Below are 12,714 nucleotides of genomic sequence, written 5' to 3'. Positions count from 1 at the left end.
GGAAGGTCTCCATCGTTGAGTTGTCGCGCGGCAAGTTCCTTCCGGGAAAGAGTCACGAAGCCGGATCCGGCTCCTCTCCACGGCGGCTCGGGGTCGTGGCGTGCTCGCACACGCGTCGCGGTGCCCGCACACCGGCCCGGTCGCCAGTGTGAGCACCACACCGCGTGTGCGAGCACGATGAATCCATCTCCGCTGTTCGCCTATCGGGATTCCACCGCGAGTCCGACGCCGAATGCGATGAGGATTCCGCCGCTGGCGCGCAGCAGCATCTTTCGCAGTCGTGGGCGGTTCAGGGCGTACCGGACGTGGGAGAACACGAGTGCGTACACGGCGAGGGAGGTGAATCCAACGAGCGCGAACGTGACGCCGAGGATGGCCGCATCGGCGAAGGTGTGGCCGGCCGGCAAGAACTGGGGGATGACACTGGCGAAGACCAGGACGGTCTTGGGGTTCGACAGGTCGCAGATGACGCCCTCGCGGAAGGCCTTGATTCCGCCGGTCGCCGCGCTCGCGATCGCGGCATCCGGGGTCGTGGCCGGCGTGTCGTGTCTGCTCAGCAAGAGTCGGACGCCGAGATAGGCGAGGTAGGCCGCGCCGAGCAGCTTGACGGCGAGGAACGCCGGTTCGGACGCGACGAGGACGGCGGTCAGCCCCACGAGCGATGCCAGGACCCATACAAGGTCGGCGACGAGGATTCCGGCCGCGGTGAGGAAGGCGACGCGGCTGCCCCGGATGACCGCGTTCTTCATGATCAGGGTGACGGCGGGGCCGGGAATCGCCACGAGCACGGCGACGAGCGCGATGAACGACCAGAGGTGGGACACGCCTACACGGTGTCCGAACGTGGGCGTGCGAGACAACCAGACGACGAACGCCGGGCCGTGTGGACCTACCCGGCGTTCGCCTGTTCAGTGGCGGTAGCGGTGGGATTTGAACCCACGGAGGGCGTGAACCCTCACACGCTTTCGAGGCGTGCTCCTTCGGCCGCTCGGACACGCTACCGCCGAGAAGCGTACCCAACCCCGGCCGTCGGCCGCCGCCCGGGCCGGTTGAGCCGGGATCAGCCGCGCTGACCCGCGAAGAAGCCCTCCAACAGCGCCGCGCACTCGTCCTCGAGCACCCCGCCCACCACCTCGGGGCGATGGTTGAGCCGCCGGTCGCGCAGCACGTCCCACAGGGAACCGACTGCGCCGGTCCGCGGCTCCCAGGCGCCGAACACCACTCGCGCGATCCGGGCCAGCCCGATCGCGCCCGCGCACATCGTGCATGGCTCGACGGTGACCGCGAGCGTGCAGCCCTCCAGCCGCCATTCCCCCACCACCGCCGCCGCTGCCCGCAGGGCCAGCACCTCGGCGTGCGCCGTCGGATCACCGAGCGCCTCGCGGGCGTTGCAGGCGGCGGCGATCTCGCGGCCCGACGAGTCGACGACGACCGCACCGATCGGCACATCACCGGTGTGCGTCGCGGTGATGGCAACGCTCAGGGCACACCGGACCAGCGCCTCGTCACCAGCCTGCCTCACCGAGCGTCGACGACCTCGGCGAGTGCCTCGGCGAACCCGCAGCGGCGGCCGATCGCGGCCAATTGCTCGTCGGGGTAGAGCTCGACCTCGCCCGCGAGCACCTCGAGCTCGTCGGCGGGCAGCCCGAGGTCGGCAAGGATGCCGAGGTCTCCCTCCGGCCATGGTGGTGCGTCGATGGCATCGTCCTCGGGTGGAAGTTCGACCCTGAGGAGATCGAGGACGTCGGCCGCCACGTCGTAGTCGAGCGCAGCCACCGCATCGGACACCATCAGCGCCACGCCGCCCGGACCGGGCCGCAGCAGCACGAAGAACTCGTCGTCGACGTCGAGAAGCCCCAGCACCGCACCGGTCGAGCGCAATGCCCGCAGTTCGGTGATGGCGGTGTCGAGATCGACGAGGGCATCGGGGTCCAGACGGGTGCAACGCCAGCGTCCGTCCTCCCGGATCGCGGCGACCGCATATCCGGGCAGGGCCTGTTCCCGCACGTCCGCGGGTGCCTCGACACTCTGCACGGCCATAACCCTACGGTATGCCGTATTTGACTGTGGTCCAAGCCACAATCCGGGCTGCGCTCCGCGCCCGTGAGTGCGTAACAGCATTAGAACACTGTTACGCACTCACGACCCGGGGGAACCAGCCCTGTTGAGCAGCGGGCAAGCTGAACGTCGTGACCCTCTCGATCCGCGATCTCGCCCTGGCCCTGCGGTCCGGCGAGCTCTCTCCCACCGAGCATGTCCGCAACGTTCTCGACCGGCTGCACGCCGACGAACACAACGCCGTGGTCATGCTCGACGACGAGCAAGCGCTGGCCGAGGCCGCCGCGCGCACCGAGGAACTCGCCAGGGGAGAGTGGCGCGGACCGATGCACGGCGTCGCGGTCGGGGTGAAGGACCTGTTCGACGTGGTCGGACTGTCCACAAAGGCCGGCTCGAAGATCCTGGCGGACGCCCCGTCCGCCAGCACCGAGGGCCCGGTCGTCGCGCGGCTGCGCGAGGCGGGTGCGGTGATCGTCGGAAAGCTGCACACCCATGAGTTCGCGTACGGGCCGACCGGGGATGTCTCCGCGAGCGGGCCCGCGCGCAACCCGCTCGACCCGTCGCGAATCACCGGCGGGTCGTCCTCGGGTTCGGCCGCCGCAGTGGCGGCGGGGCACCTGCCGCTGACCCTGGGCACCGATACGGGCGCGAGCGTGCGCACCCCGGCCGCGCTGTGCGGGGTGGTCGGGCTCAAGCCGACGCGGGGCCGGCTGTCGACCGAGGGCGTGTTCCCGCTGTCGGAGACCTGCGACCATGTCGGTCTGCTCACCGCCGACGTGCACTCCGCGAGCGTGGCCTGGGACGTGCTCAGTCGCGCCGAGGGCACCGGCGGAGGCATCCAGGCACCCGGCGTGTCGGGCGTCCGGGTCGGGGTGCTGCCCGACCCGTACTGGCAGGCTGCCGAACCGATGCTCAACGAGGGGGTCGCCGAGGCGGTGGCGATGCTGGAGAAGGCGGGCGCCCAGGTCACCGAGATCGCCACTCCGATGATCGACCAGCTGGCCGCGACCTACTTCGCCATCGTCGGGGCCGAGGCGTACGCGACGCATGCGCCGTGGCTTGCCGAACGCGGCGCGGACTACCAGCCGATGACCCTGGCACGGCTGGAGCCGAACGAGCAGCTGTCTGCCCGCACGTACATCAATGCGCAACGGGCCCGGCGGCGGCTCACCGCCGCACTGCGCACCGCCTGCGACGCCGTCGATGTCCTGGTGCTGCCGACGACCCAGCTGCGGGCCACTCCCATCGGCCAGACGAAGATCGAAATCGACGACGTGGTCGTCCCGGTGGCCAGCGCGCTGCTCGCGCTGACCCTGCCGTTCAACCTGGCCGGCTGGCCCGCGATCTCGGTGCCCCGCCCGGCCACCGACGGGGGTCTTCCGGTGGGGGTGCAGATCGTCGGGGTCGGGCTGGAGGAGCGCGGCATTCTGCGGGTCGCCGCAGCTCTCGACCGTCTGTGAGCGCGTAACAGTGTTAGAACACTGTTACGCACTCACAGGGGTAGGGTTGCGTGCCGTGGCAGAGCGGGCCGTATGTGTGGTGGGGACCGGTTTGATCGGCGGGTCGCTGTTGCGCGCCGCGGAGAAGGCCGGTCGTGAGGTCTGGGGTACGAGCGCGTCGGAGCCGACCGCCGCGGCAGCCAGGGCGGACGGTTTCGCCGTCACCACCGATCTCGATGCTGCGCTCCATCGCGCCGCCGCCGCGGACGCGCTCGTCGTCCTCGCCGTGCCGCTACCGGCCGTGCCCGACGTGCTGCGCCGGATCGATGCGGTGGCACCGGTCATCAGGCTGACCGACGCGGTGAGCGTCAAGGTCGCGGTGGCCGGTGCCGTCGCGAGGCACGCGCCACGCGCCCGCTATGTGGGCGGCCACCCGATGGCGGGCACCGCCGAGTCCGGATGGGCGGCCGGCAACGCCAGCCTGTTCAACGGGGCGGCCTGGGTGGTTGCGGCCGACGACGGGCTCGACCTCGAGGTCTGGGCCGATGTCGCCGAGCTGGCCTGGGCGTGCGGCGCCCATGTCGTCCCCGCGGCGGCGGACGAACACGACCTCGCCGTTGCGAGGATCAGCCACCTGCCGCACCTGCTCGCCGCGGTGCTCGCCGCGGTCGGGGCGGGGCGGCCGGGGGGCGATCTGCCGCTCGCGCTCGCCGCAAGCTCGTTCGCCGATGGCACCCGCGTGGCGGGCACCCGGCCCGAACTGGTGCTCGCGATGTGTGAGGGCAACCGCGATGCGCTGCTCGCCGCCGTCGACGACGCCCTCGGCAGGCTCGGGGCCATGCGCGGTTCGCTGGCCTCGACCGGCGGGCTTGCCGCCACGGTCCAGGCCGGTTTCGCGGCGCGGCAGCGCTGGGCAGCCGCTCGCCGGCCGTCGGCCACGCGGGTCCGGCTCGACCGGCCCGGGGCGCTCGCCGAGCTGCGTGAACTCGGCCGCCGCGGTGACGTCGTGGTCGGCTGGGCGACCTGACGCCCCGCGGCGTACCTCGGACTCGCACGCGGAAATACCGCGACTCGCGGGGGTGGGCTAGGTGCGGAGGCGGTGGGCCACGCCCGGATAGCTGACTACGATGGCGTCGCCGTCGACGACGATATCGGCAGTGAAGTCGCGGGAGCTGTACCGGACGACGGCCGCACCCTCGTCATCCAGGGTGGACACCGTGCAGTAGCGCTGCTCGACGAGTTCCACTTCGAGGTCCGGCAGCGACACGAAGACAACGGGAAGGGTGTGGTCGCCCGCCTCCCGGTGCAGTCCGAGGCGGCGGATGGGGAGCGTGTTGAACAACGGGCTGCACTCGAGGTCGACGTCGACGGCCCCGTCGAACTCGGCCCGCCTGCTGCCCGAACCCGTGTCGAGCAACCAGAAACCGTCGTCGGTCCGGTTGATCGTCAGATGCTTCTCGCGCTCGGGCGTCGCCGAGGTCACCGACACCCGCTGGAGGCCGCCGTCCTCGGCGATGACGAGCCGATAGGACGCGGTGAACCCCCTACCGGACCCGGGCCGGATCATGCGGCCGAGGGCGCGGAAGCCGCTGGAACCGCGCACGACGCGCACTCCCTCGAGGCCGACCTCGCCGTCGGCCTGCCAGGCGAGCATGCTGGTCATCGACATCGCCGTCATCAGCGCGGACGCCTTCCTCAGACGGGCCGGACAGGCTGCGGGCCGCCGGCCGCGGGAACCGAGATCCTCAAGAACCTCGTCACTGCCCCGTTGACTGCCCGGCCTCGGGGTCCGGGATCATCTCCTTGATCTTGCCGACGACCTGGTCGACCTGCTCGTCGTGCCCGTACCTGTCCTTCACCAGGTCGCCGACCTTCTCCGCCGCGGCCTCGACCTTGTCGCCGTGCTCGTTGAGCAACTCCTCGGCCTTACCCTTCAACGAGTTCAGATCCATCCCGTCCTCCTTCTCGGATTCCTCGACGCGCATATCCTGCCTTCTGCCGCGATGCGGGGGCCAGCAACCCCGACCCTGTCGCGCTGAGGGCTCACGGCTCGCGCCGGACCTCACCGGGTTCGACGTCGTCGCGCACGCCACGCAACACGGGCTGCCGCAGCCGGTCACCATCGGTCCAGCCCAGGTGCGCGACCTCGACGACGATCAGCGGCTCGCACCAGCGCGCGCCGGCCGCGTCGGTCCGGGGCGGCCGCACGGCGAACGGCGGGTCGGCAACGACGAGCTGGGAGAGCAGAGCCCCCAGCACACGCTGCACCGCCCCACCCGCGAGTCCCGAACCGACCCGGCCCGCGTAGCGCAGACCCCCGTCCGGGCCGGGGACGCCGAGCAGCAGCGCCCCGATTCGCGCGGCACCGCCGCGCTCCGGCCGCCATCCCCCGACCAGGAGGCTCTGCGTGTACCGATGGCTGACCTTCACCCATGAGGGGCTACGCCAGCCGGGCCGGTAGGGCGAATCGCGCCGCTTGGCGACGATGCCTTCCATCCCGCGGGCCGCGGTGGCGGCCAGCAGGGCGGCACCGTCGGAGTAGAGCGGGGAGAGCCCCACAGCGGGAACCAGGCTCAGGTCAAGTCGTTCCAGGGTGGCGCGCCGCTCGTCGAGCGGGCGGTCGAACAGCCAGACGCCGTACAGCCGCAGCACGTCGAAGGCCATGAAGGTCACCAGGCGGGCCCGCGCACGGGCCGCGCTCACCGGGCGGTGGATCCGTTCAGCAAGCGCCGCGAAGCTGGGCACCCCGCCGTCGAGGAGCACCACCTCCCCGTCGACGAGCAGGTCGGGTGCGACCCAGGTGAGGCTCGCCAGCTCGGGAAAGTTGTCGGTCACCTCCCGCCCACTGCGGCCGTGCAGCCGCAGCCGCCCGTCGGCGACGTCGGCCAGCACACGCATCCCGTCCCACTTGACCTCGTAGACCCATCCGGGACCGCTCGGCAGCGATCCTGGGGTGGCGAGCATGGGCTGCACGCCGTCATGCTGTCACTGAACGTCGTCACGTTGCGCTTTCCGGGGCGGGGTCCTGCGTATCGGGCGGCTCAGGTGGGAAGGCTTGTACATGCGAGCAATATGGAGTGGCGCCGTCTCGTTCGGCCTGGTCAGCGTGCCGGTCAAGCTGTATGCGGCGACGACGAACCACGACATCCGGTTCCACCAGGTCCACGGAGCCGACGGTGGCCGCATCCGCTACAAGCGGACGTGCACCGTCTGCGGTGAGGAGGTCGAGTACGCCGACATCGTCAAGGGGTACGAGACCGAGGACGGGGAGCTGATCATGCTCACCGAGCCCGACCTCGAGTCGCTGCCCTCCGCCACCGGCCACGAGATCGACGTGATCGAGTTCGTGCCTGCCGAGCAGATCGACCCGATCCTGTTCGACAAGACCTACTACCTCGAACCGGAGAGCAAGGCGGCCAAACCCTATGCGCTGCTGCGGGATGCGCTCACCGAGACCGATCGGATGGCCGTGGTCAAGGTCTCGCTGCGGCAGCGCGAGACCCTGGCGCTGCTGCGGGTGCGCGGGAAGACCATCCTGCTGCAGACGATGCTGTGGCCGGACGAGGTGCGCGAGCCCGACTTCGACATCCTCGACGCCGACGTCGAGTTGCGGCCGCAGGAGCGGCAGATGGCCGCCTCGCTGGTGGAGAGCCTCGGCGCCGACTTCGACCCGACCGCGTTCAACGACGAGTACCGCGACGCCGTCGTGGCGCTCATCGCGGCCAAGCGCACCACCGGGGAGGCCCGCCCCACCCCGGTGCCCGCGGCGGCTGCCGACGAGGGCGACAGCATGACCGACCTGCTCACCGCCCTGCAGCGCAGCGTGGAGGCGGCCCGGAGCTCGTCCGGCGAGACGCGGGGACGTCCGGCAGCCTCCTCGAAGGACCAGAAGGCCCAGTCAGCGAGTGAGGACGAGAAGCCCGCCGCCCGCAAGCGAACCCGCAAACCCGCCTGAGCTCGCCGGCTACGGGCCCAGCGCCTTCTGCGGCGGCCGCTGGTCGACGGCGAGCGCCGCGAACAGCGCGCTGGCCCGCGCCTTGTCCCAGCGCACCACCGAGGCACCACCGATCGTCGGCGTGGAGCCGGTCGGAACCGTCGTGGCGATCCCGTCCCCCCCGGAGATCCCGCGCATCGCGAACCCGAGCCCGGCTAGGTTCCAGATGTGGTCGGAGTCGTCGATGGTGATCGTGCCCGTCACCGCCGAGGCGAGTGGTACCACCCGGAACGGGTTGAGCAGCGTCGCCGGGCTCGTCGACCTGCTGATCAGCGCGGACAGGAACTCCCGTTGCCGCGCGACCCGGTCGAAGTCCGATCCGGCGGTGGCGCGGGTACGCACGTAGCCCAGCGCCGTCGCCCCGTCCAGCTCCTGGCAACCCGCCTTGATGTTCAGTGCGGCCTTCGGATCCTTGATCGGCTCCGGGATGCACATGTCGACGCCGCCGACCGCGTCGACGGCGCCGACGAACCCGCCGAAGCCGATCTCGGCGTAGTGGTCGACGTGCAACCCGGTCGTCGCCTCGACCGTGCTGACCAGCAGCTGCGGCCCACCGACGGAGTACGCAGAGTTGATCTTCCCGCTGCCGTGTCCCGCGATCGGCACGAAGGAGTCGCGCGGGATGCTGACCAGCACGGATCCCGAGCTGCCGGTGTGCAGCAGCATGATCGTGTCGGTGCGCTGGCCCGCATCGTTGCCGGTGGCCAGCCGGTCCTGTTCGTCGGCGGTGAGCCCCTCGCGGCTGTCGGAACCGACGATGAGCCAGTTGGTGCCCTTCGACGAGGCCGTGCTCTCGGCCGGCAGCGCCGCGGTGCGCTGCAGGTTCGTGTCGAGGTGGACGCCGAACCCGATGAGCGCCACCAGCAGCAGCACCAGCGCGATCTTGATCCGGCGTCCCCGGCGCGGCCTGCGCTGCGGCCGGGCTGGCGGGCGGGCCGACGGCGGCGGGGCGAGCACCGGTGGCCGGTCACCCTGCGGGGTGCGCGGCAGCATGGCGGTCCGCTGCGGTGGCGGGCGGTGCCCCGGCGGTGGTGGTTGATCGCGGTACGGACGACGCGGCTGGCCCCAGCCCGGCCCCGGACCGCGCCGGGGCGGTGGGCGGCCCGGACCGCGGGGCCCCCCGACGTTACCGCTCATGCTCCACACCACCCCGTCGGCGTGTTCTCCAGGACCGCGGGGCGGGCGGCCGCCACGTCACCGATTTCGAGCCTGCACGATACGCAACCGACGCACCCGTCCCGCATCTGGAGGGACGTGCGAGCCGCGAGGTGGTTGCCTGCCGCCCGAAAGTGGGCGCCGACCGGCCGATCAACAGCGCTGCTCAGCGTGGCCTGTGAGTGCGTAACAGTGTTAGAACACTGTTACGCACTCACAGGGGGAGTAGCGGGACGCCCTCGAACCTGCCAAGTTCCTCGCGGTAGAACTCGATGCCCACCCCGTTGGGGTCGCGGATGTAGAGGCTGTTGTCGACGCCGCGGTCGGGCCCCAGGTACTCGATCCCGGCCTCGTCGAGCCGCTGACGGGCGTTGTCGAACTCCTCGGGCGACGTGGACAGCGCCAGGTGCTGCACCCCGCCGATCGTCTCGTGGAAATCCGGATGGTCGTGTCCGGGAAAGTCGAAGAACCCCAGCAGGTTGCGGTTGCCGATGTCGAAGAAGAAGTGGCTGGAGCCCGGGTAGTCGCGGTTCTCCACGAGCTCGACCAGTGGGAAGCCGAGCAGGCCCTGGTAGAACTGGATCGTCTCCTCGACGTCCCGGCAGATCAGCGCGAGGTGGTGGACGCCGCGGACCGTGCTGGCCGGCCGTGCCGAACCAGTGCGTAGGTAGGTGTCCCGGAGCTCGTCGCGCCGTGCGCGGATGGCCTCGAGTTCTGCTCCGGCTGGCTGTGGCATCGCAGGCTCCCTTCCTCGGGACCTCAACGGTACGTGCGCGCGGGCAGCGCTTGTGCCGCGTGAGCGGCGCAAGCATCGACCAGTGATGCTCGAGCCGCTCGAGTGCCGTGCCGGCTGCGGATCCGGGTCAGAGGGCGCGACCGTACTCGAGGTACTGCGGGGCCAGCGCCGGGTCGGATCCGAAGTAGACGTGCCGGGACATGTCCTCGGTGTAGCGGCTGGCCGGGGGACGGCGGCCAAGGGTCTCGGCCATGCTGCGGATGTGGTGCGGCGCGGCACCGCAGCACAGGCCGAGGTACCGCACGCCCGCGGCGTGCGCGGCGCGGGTGAAGTCGGCGATCTCGTACCGGTTGCAGGTGAACGGGTCCAGGCCGGTGGGGAACGGGCGTCCGGCGGGGAATCCGGAGTAGCCGGGGTCGGCGAGCGCCTGGAAGTTCGGATGCGCGGCATCGGTCCGGTAGGGCACCGGCAGCGCCGCGACCGGGACGTCCACGGCCTCGACCAGCCCGGGCAGCAGCGGCAGCATGGTCGCCGGTCCCCGGGAACAGTTGAGGCCGACCACGTCCGCACCGCCGTCGGCGAGCCTTCGCATCGCTTCGGGTAGCTCCATCCCCTCCCGGGTCTGCGTGGTTGAGTGCAGGTTGAGGGTGATCACGGCGGGCAACCCGGCCGACCGGATCGCCTCGAGCGCGAGCAGGGCCTCGCCGAGGTAGCGAAACGTCTCGCCGATGACGAAATCGGCCCCGGCCTCAGCCGCCCAGCCGACCTGCTCGTCGAACATGTCGCGGACCTGTGCGTGTCTCGCCGGATCCGCCGGATCGAACACATTGGAGTTGCAAATGCCTCCGGCCAGCAGGGTCCCGCTGTCGAGCGCCACGTCGCGGGCGAGTTCGAGGGCCTGCCGGTTCAGCGGCTCGAGCAGATGATCCTTCCCGATCTGCCGAAGCTTCTCGCGGTGCGCGTAGTAGGTGAAGGCCTCGACGACGTCCGAGCCCGCGTGGACGAACTCCTCATGCAGCACCCGCACCTGATCCGGATGTTCGAGCACGACCTCCGGCACGAACGCGCCGGCTTGCAGATACCCCCGTCGCTCCAACTCGAACACATAGCCCTCGGCGCAGATCACCGGCCCCTCGGTGAGCCGGTCGAGAAATCGGGGCCGTAGACCTGGGAGCGAGGCCATCGCAGATTCCTCCCGCCGTGACCGCGGGGCGATCGCCGAAGTGGCGTCGCCGCCACGGCAATAGTGTTTCCAAGAGATGTGAACGGTAACACGATCCTTCGGTACAGACCAGCAAAACGCCTGGTCGCGACCATCGGACAGGCGGCCGTCCATACCGGACGCCGTCCGGCCTGGGCCGAACGGTGTGGGTGGCCCCAATGGCCGAGTTGTGGCCCGCGCTCCGTCGTGCCACGCTCCCAGGACAGTCGATCAGGGGGAGGTGGCTGTGCCGAGGGCAGCGAGCGTCGGCGGGGGAATCGCATGAACTTCCTGAACTACCTCGTATCGCGCTGGGACAATCTTCTCGAGCTCGCCATCCAGCATGCGATCATCACCGCCGTCGCGGTGCTGATCGCCACCGTCATCGGGGTCGGCCTCGGCGTGGCGACCTACCGGACCGAGCGGCCGCGCGAGCTCGTGATCGCGATCGCCTCGGTGTTCCTCACGATCCCCTCGCTGGCGCTGTTCGGGCTCTTCATCCCGGTGTTCGGGCTCGGCGCGACGCCGGTGGTGGTCGCGCTGGTGATGTACGCGTTGCTGCCGATCGTCGCCAACACGATCGTCGGGCTGCGGGGAGTGGACCCGGCGATCGTCGAATCCGCTCAGGGGATGGGGATGGGCCGGACGCTGCGACTGATCCGCATCGAGCTGCCGCTGGCCTGGCCGGTGATCCTCACCGGCATGCGGGTCTCGACGCTGATCACGCTCGGCATCGCCGCGATCGGGGCCTATATCCGCGGCCCCGGCCTCGGCAATGACATCTTCCGGGGACTGGCCCGGATCGGCAGCCCGGTCGCGCTCAACCTGGTGCTCGGCGGGATCCTCGGCGTGGTCGTCCTCGCCGTGCTGTTCGACCTGCTCTATGTCCTGATCAACCGGCTCACGACGACACGGGGGATCCGATGAGTGCACCGGCAGACGTCGGCTCCCGGGACGGAAGCCGCGTCAAGATCCATCTGGACAAGCTCGCCAAACGGTACCCCGGCCAGCACAAGCCGGCGGTGGACGAGCTCTCCCTCTCCATCCCCGAGGGCGAGATCGTGATCTTCGTCGGGCCGTCCGGCTGCGGGAAGACCACTGTGATGAAGATGATCAACCGGTTGATCGAGCCCACCTCCGGCCAGATCCTCATCGACGACGAGGACATCACCCGGGCCGACCCCGACCAGCTGCGGCGCCGGATCGGCTACGTCATCCAGCAGATCGGGCTGTTCCCGCACATGACGATCGCGGAGAACATCGCCACCGTGCCCAAGTTGCTGGGCTGGGACCGCGAGCGTATCGCCGCACGGGTGGACGAGCTGATCGGGATCGTCGGCATGGACCCGGCCCTGCACCGCAAGCGCTATCCCAAGGAGCTCTCCGGCGGTCAGCGCCAGCGGATCGGGGTGGCCAGGGCGATGAGCGCCGACCCCGACATCATGCTCATGGACGAACCCTTCGGCGCGATCGACCCGATCACCCGGGACCGGCTGCAGAACGAGTTCCTCCGCATCCAGGCGGAGGTGAAGAAGACCATCGTGTTCGTCACCCACGACATCGACGAGGCGATCAAGATGGGCGACCGGATCGCGATCCTGCGCGAGCACTCGCGCATCGCGCAGTACGACACGCCGGAACGCATCCTCGTCGACCCGGCCGACGAGTTCGTCGCCGACTTCATCGGCCACGGGGCCTCGCTGAAGCGGCTGAGCCTGAGCCGGGTTCGCGATATCGAGCTCGGCAGCTGGCCCACGGTGACCGACGACACCGATCGGGCCGAGGCCATCGCGGCATTGCACGCCAGCGACAAGGGCAGCCTGCTGGTGCTGGACCGGCAGCGGCGTCCGCGCACCTGGGTCGACTCCGACCACCTGCGGCGCAGCGACGCCCGGCCGCTGTCCGAGATCGGCCTGCCGCTGGCCGTCGTCGAACCACGGGCCACCCTCAGCGACACTCTCAACGAGATGCTCACCGCCCGCTACAGCACCGCCGTGGTGGTCGGGGAGTCCGGCGAGTACCAGGGCGTCGTCGACATCGACACCATCAACGAGGCGATCCGCGGGATGCGCAGCGCCGAACGGGGCCGGCTACGCCGCGGCTTCGACGTCGTGGACGAGGTCGGGTAGCG

General features: G+C 70.4%; 14 protein-coding genes and 1 tRNA gene. 5 read left to right on the top strand and 10 right to left on the bottom strand.

Going from position 1 to position 12,714, the window contains the following annotated elements; genetic code table 11:
* Positions 1-200: 200 nt before the first annotated feature.
* The 4 genes from G567_RS0120025 to G567_RS35640 all read right to left on the bottom strand — a co-directional run bounded on the left by G567_RS0120025 (position 201) and on the right by G567_RS35640 (position 2,040).
* On the bottom strand, positions 201-824 hold the full coding sequence (locus G567_RS0120025; RefSeq protein WP_028931386.1) for a LysE family translocator: 624 nt from the start codon (positions 822-824) through the stop codon (positions 201-203).
* An 88-nt stretch (positions 825-912) separates the two neighbouring features.
* Positions 913-1,002 (bottom strand) — tRNA-Ser (locus G567_RS0120020).
* A gap of 58 nt (positions 1,003-1,060) precedes the next feature.
* On the bottom strand, positions 1,061-1,522 hold the full coding sequence (locus tag G567_RS0120015) for a nucleoside deaminase (protein WP_028931385.1): 462 nt from the start codon (positions 1,520-1,522) through the stop codon (positions 1,061-1,063).
* A complete protein-coding gene (locus G567_RS35640; protein ID WP_051233335.1) occupies positions 1,519-2,040 on the bottom strand; it encodes a tRNA adenosine deaminase-associated protein in 522 nt (173 codons plus the stop codon). The genes G567_RS0120015 and G567_RS35640 overlap by 4 nt, the downstream gene beginning before the upstream one ends.
* A 149-nt stretch (positions 2,041-2,189) precedes the next feature.
* Between G567_RS35640 and G567_RS0120005 the strand changes: the two genes are divergently transcribed.
* Positions 2,190-3,518: an amidase gene (locus tag G567_RS0120005; RefSeq protein ID WP_028931383.1), complete on the top strand. Its 1,329-nt coding sequence runs from the start codon at positions 2,190-2,192 to the stop codon at positions 3,516-3,518.
* A 55-nt stretch (positions 3,519-3,573) separates the two neighbouring features.
* Positions 3,574-4,524, top strand: a complete 951-nt coding sequence (locus tag G567_RS0120000) for a prephenate dehydrogenase (RefSeq protein WP_084796288.1) — start codon at positions 3,574-3,576, stop codon at positions 4,522-4,524.
* A gap of 57 nt (positions 4,525-4,581) precedes the next feature.
* On the opposite strand, the gene G567_RS0119995 is transcribed toward G567_RS0120000, so the two are convergent.
* The 3 genes from G567_RS0119995 to ligD form a co-directional block, all read right to left on the bottom strand.
* Positions 4,582-5,175, bottom strand: a complete 594-nt coding sequence (locus G567_RS0119995) for a putative glycolipid-binding domain-containing protein (RefSeq protein ID WP_245585722.1) — start codon at positions 5,173-5,175, stop codon at positions 4,582-4,584.
* A 79-nt stretch (positions 5,176-5,254) separates the two neighbouring features.
* Positions 5,255-5,482, bottom strand: a complete 228-nt coding sequence (locus G567_RS0119990; RefSeq protein ID WP_245585721.1) for an Rv0909 family putative TA system antitoxin — start codon at positions 5,480-5,482, stop codon at positions 5,255-5,257.
* A 58-nt stretch (positions 5,483-5,540) separates the two neighbouring features.
* Positions 5,541-6,461, bottom strand: a complete 921-nt coding sequence (gene ligD, locus G567_RS0119985) for a non-homologous end-joining DNA ligase (protein ID WP_084796287.1) — start codon at positions 6,459-6,461, stop codon at positions 5,541-5,543.
* 97 nt (positions 6,462-6,558) lie between these two features.
* Between ligD and ku the strand changes: the two genes are divergently transcribed.
* Positions 6,559-7,452 (top strand): non-homologous end joining protein Ku, encoded by an 894-nt coding sequence (gene ku / locus G567_RS30085; RefSeq protein WP_037057747.1) that lies wholly within the window; start codon positions 6,559-6,561, stop codon positions 7,450-7,452.
* Between the two features lie 9 nt (positions 7,453-7,461).
* On the opposite strand, the gene G567_RS30080 is transcribed toward ku, so the two are convergent.
* From G567_RS30080 to G567_RS30075, 3 genes are all read right to left on the bottom strand, one after another.
* Complete coding sequence (locus G567_RS30080; protein WP_037057746.1) at positions 7,462-8,484, bottom strand: LCP family protein; 1,023 nt, start codon at positions 8,482-8,484, stop codon at positions 7,462-7,464.
* A 376-nt stretch (positions 8,485-8,860) separates the two neighbouring features.
* On the bottom strand, positions 8,861-9,382 hold the full coding sequence (locus G567_RS0119970; RefSeq protein ID WP_028931378.1) for a VOC family protein: 522 nt from the start codon (positions 9,380-9,382) through the stop codon (positions 8,861-8,863).
* Positions 9,383-9,509: 127 nt separating this feature from the next.
* Positions 9,510-10,565 carry a homocysteine S-methyltransferase family protein gene (locus G567_RS30075; protein WP_037057745.1) on the bottom strand — a complete coding sequence of 352 codons (1,056 nt, stop codon included), beginning with the start codon at positions 10,563-10,565 and terminating at the stop codon, positions 9,510-9,512.
* Between the two features lie 300 nt (positions 10,566-10,865).
* Between G567_RS30075 and G567_RS0119960 the strand changes: the two genes are divergently transcribed.
* Together G567_RS0119960 and G567_RS30070 are read left to right on the top strand one after the other, a co-directional pair.
* Positions 10,866-11,510: an ABC transporter permease gene (locus G567_RS0119960; protein WP_028931377.1), complete on the top strand. Its 645-nt coding sequence runs from the start codon at positions 10,866-10,868 to the stop codon at positions 11,508-11,510.
* On the top strand, positions 11,507-12,712 hold the full coding sequence (locus tag G567_RS30070) for an ABC transporter ATP-binding protein (protein ID WP_051233334.1): 1,206 nt from the start codon (positions 11,507-11,509) through the stop codon (positions 12,710-12,712). The genes G567_RS0119960 and G567_RS30070 overlap by 4 nt, the downstream gene beginning before the upstream one ends.
* Positions 12,713-12,714 lie beyond the last annotated feature (2 nt).

The organism is Pseudonocardia asaccharolytica DSM 44247 = NBRC 16224 (assembly GCF_000423625.1).
Classification (GTDB): Bacteria; Actinomycetota; Actinomycetes; order Mycobacteriales; family Pseudonocardiaceae; genus Pseudonocardia; species Pseudonocardia asaccharolytica.
This window is presented reverse-complemented; position numbering and strand designations above follow the sequence as displayed.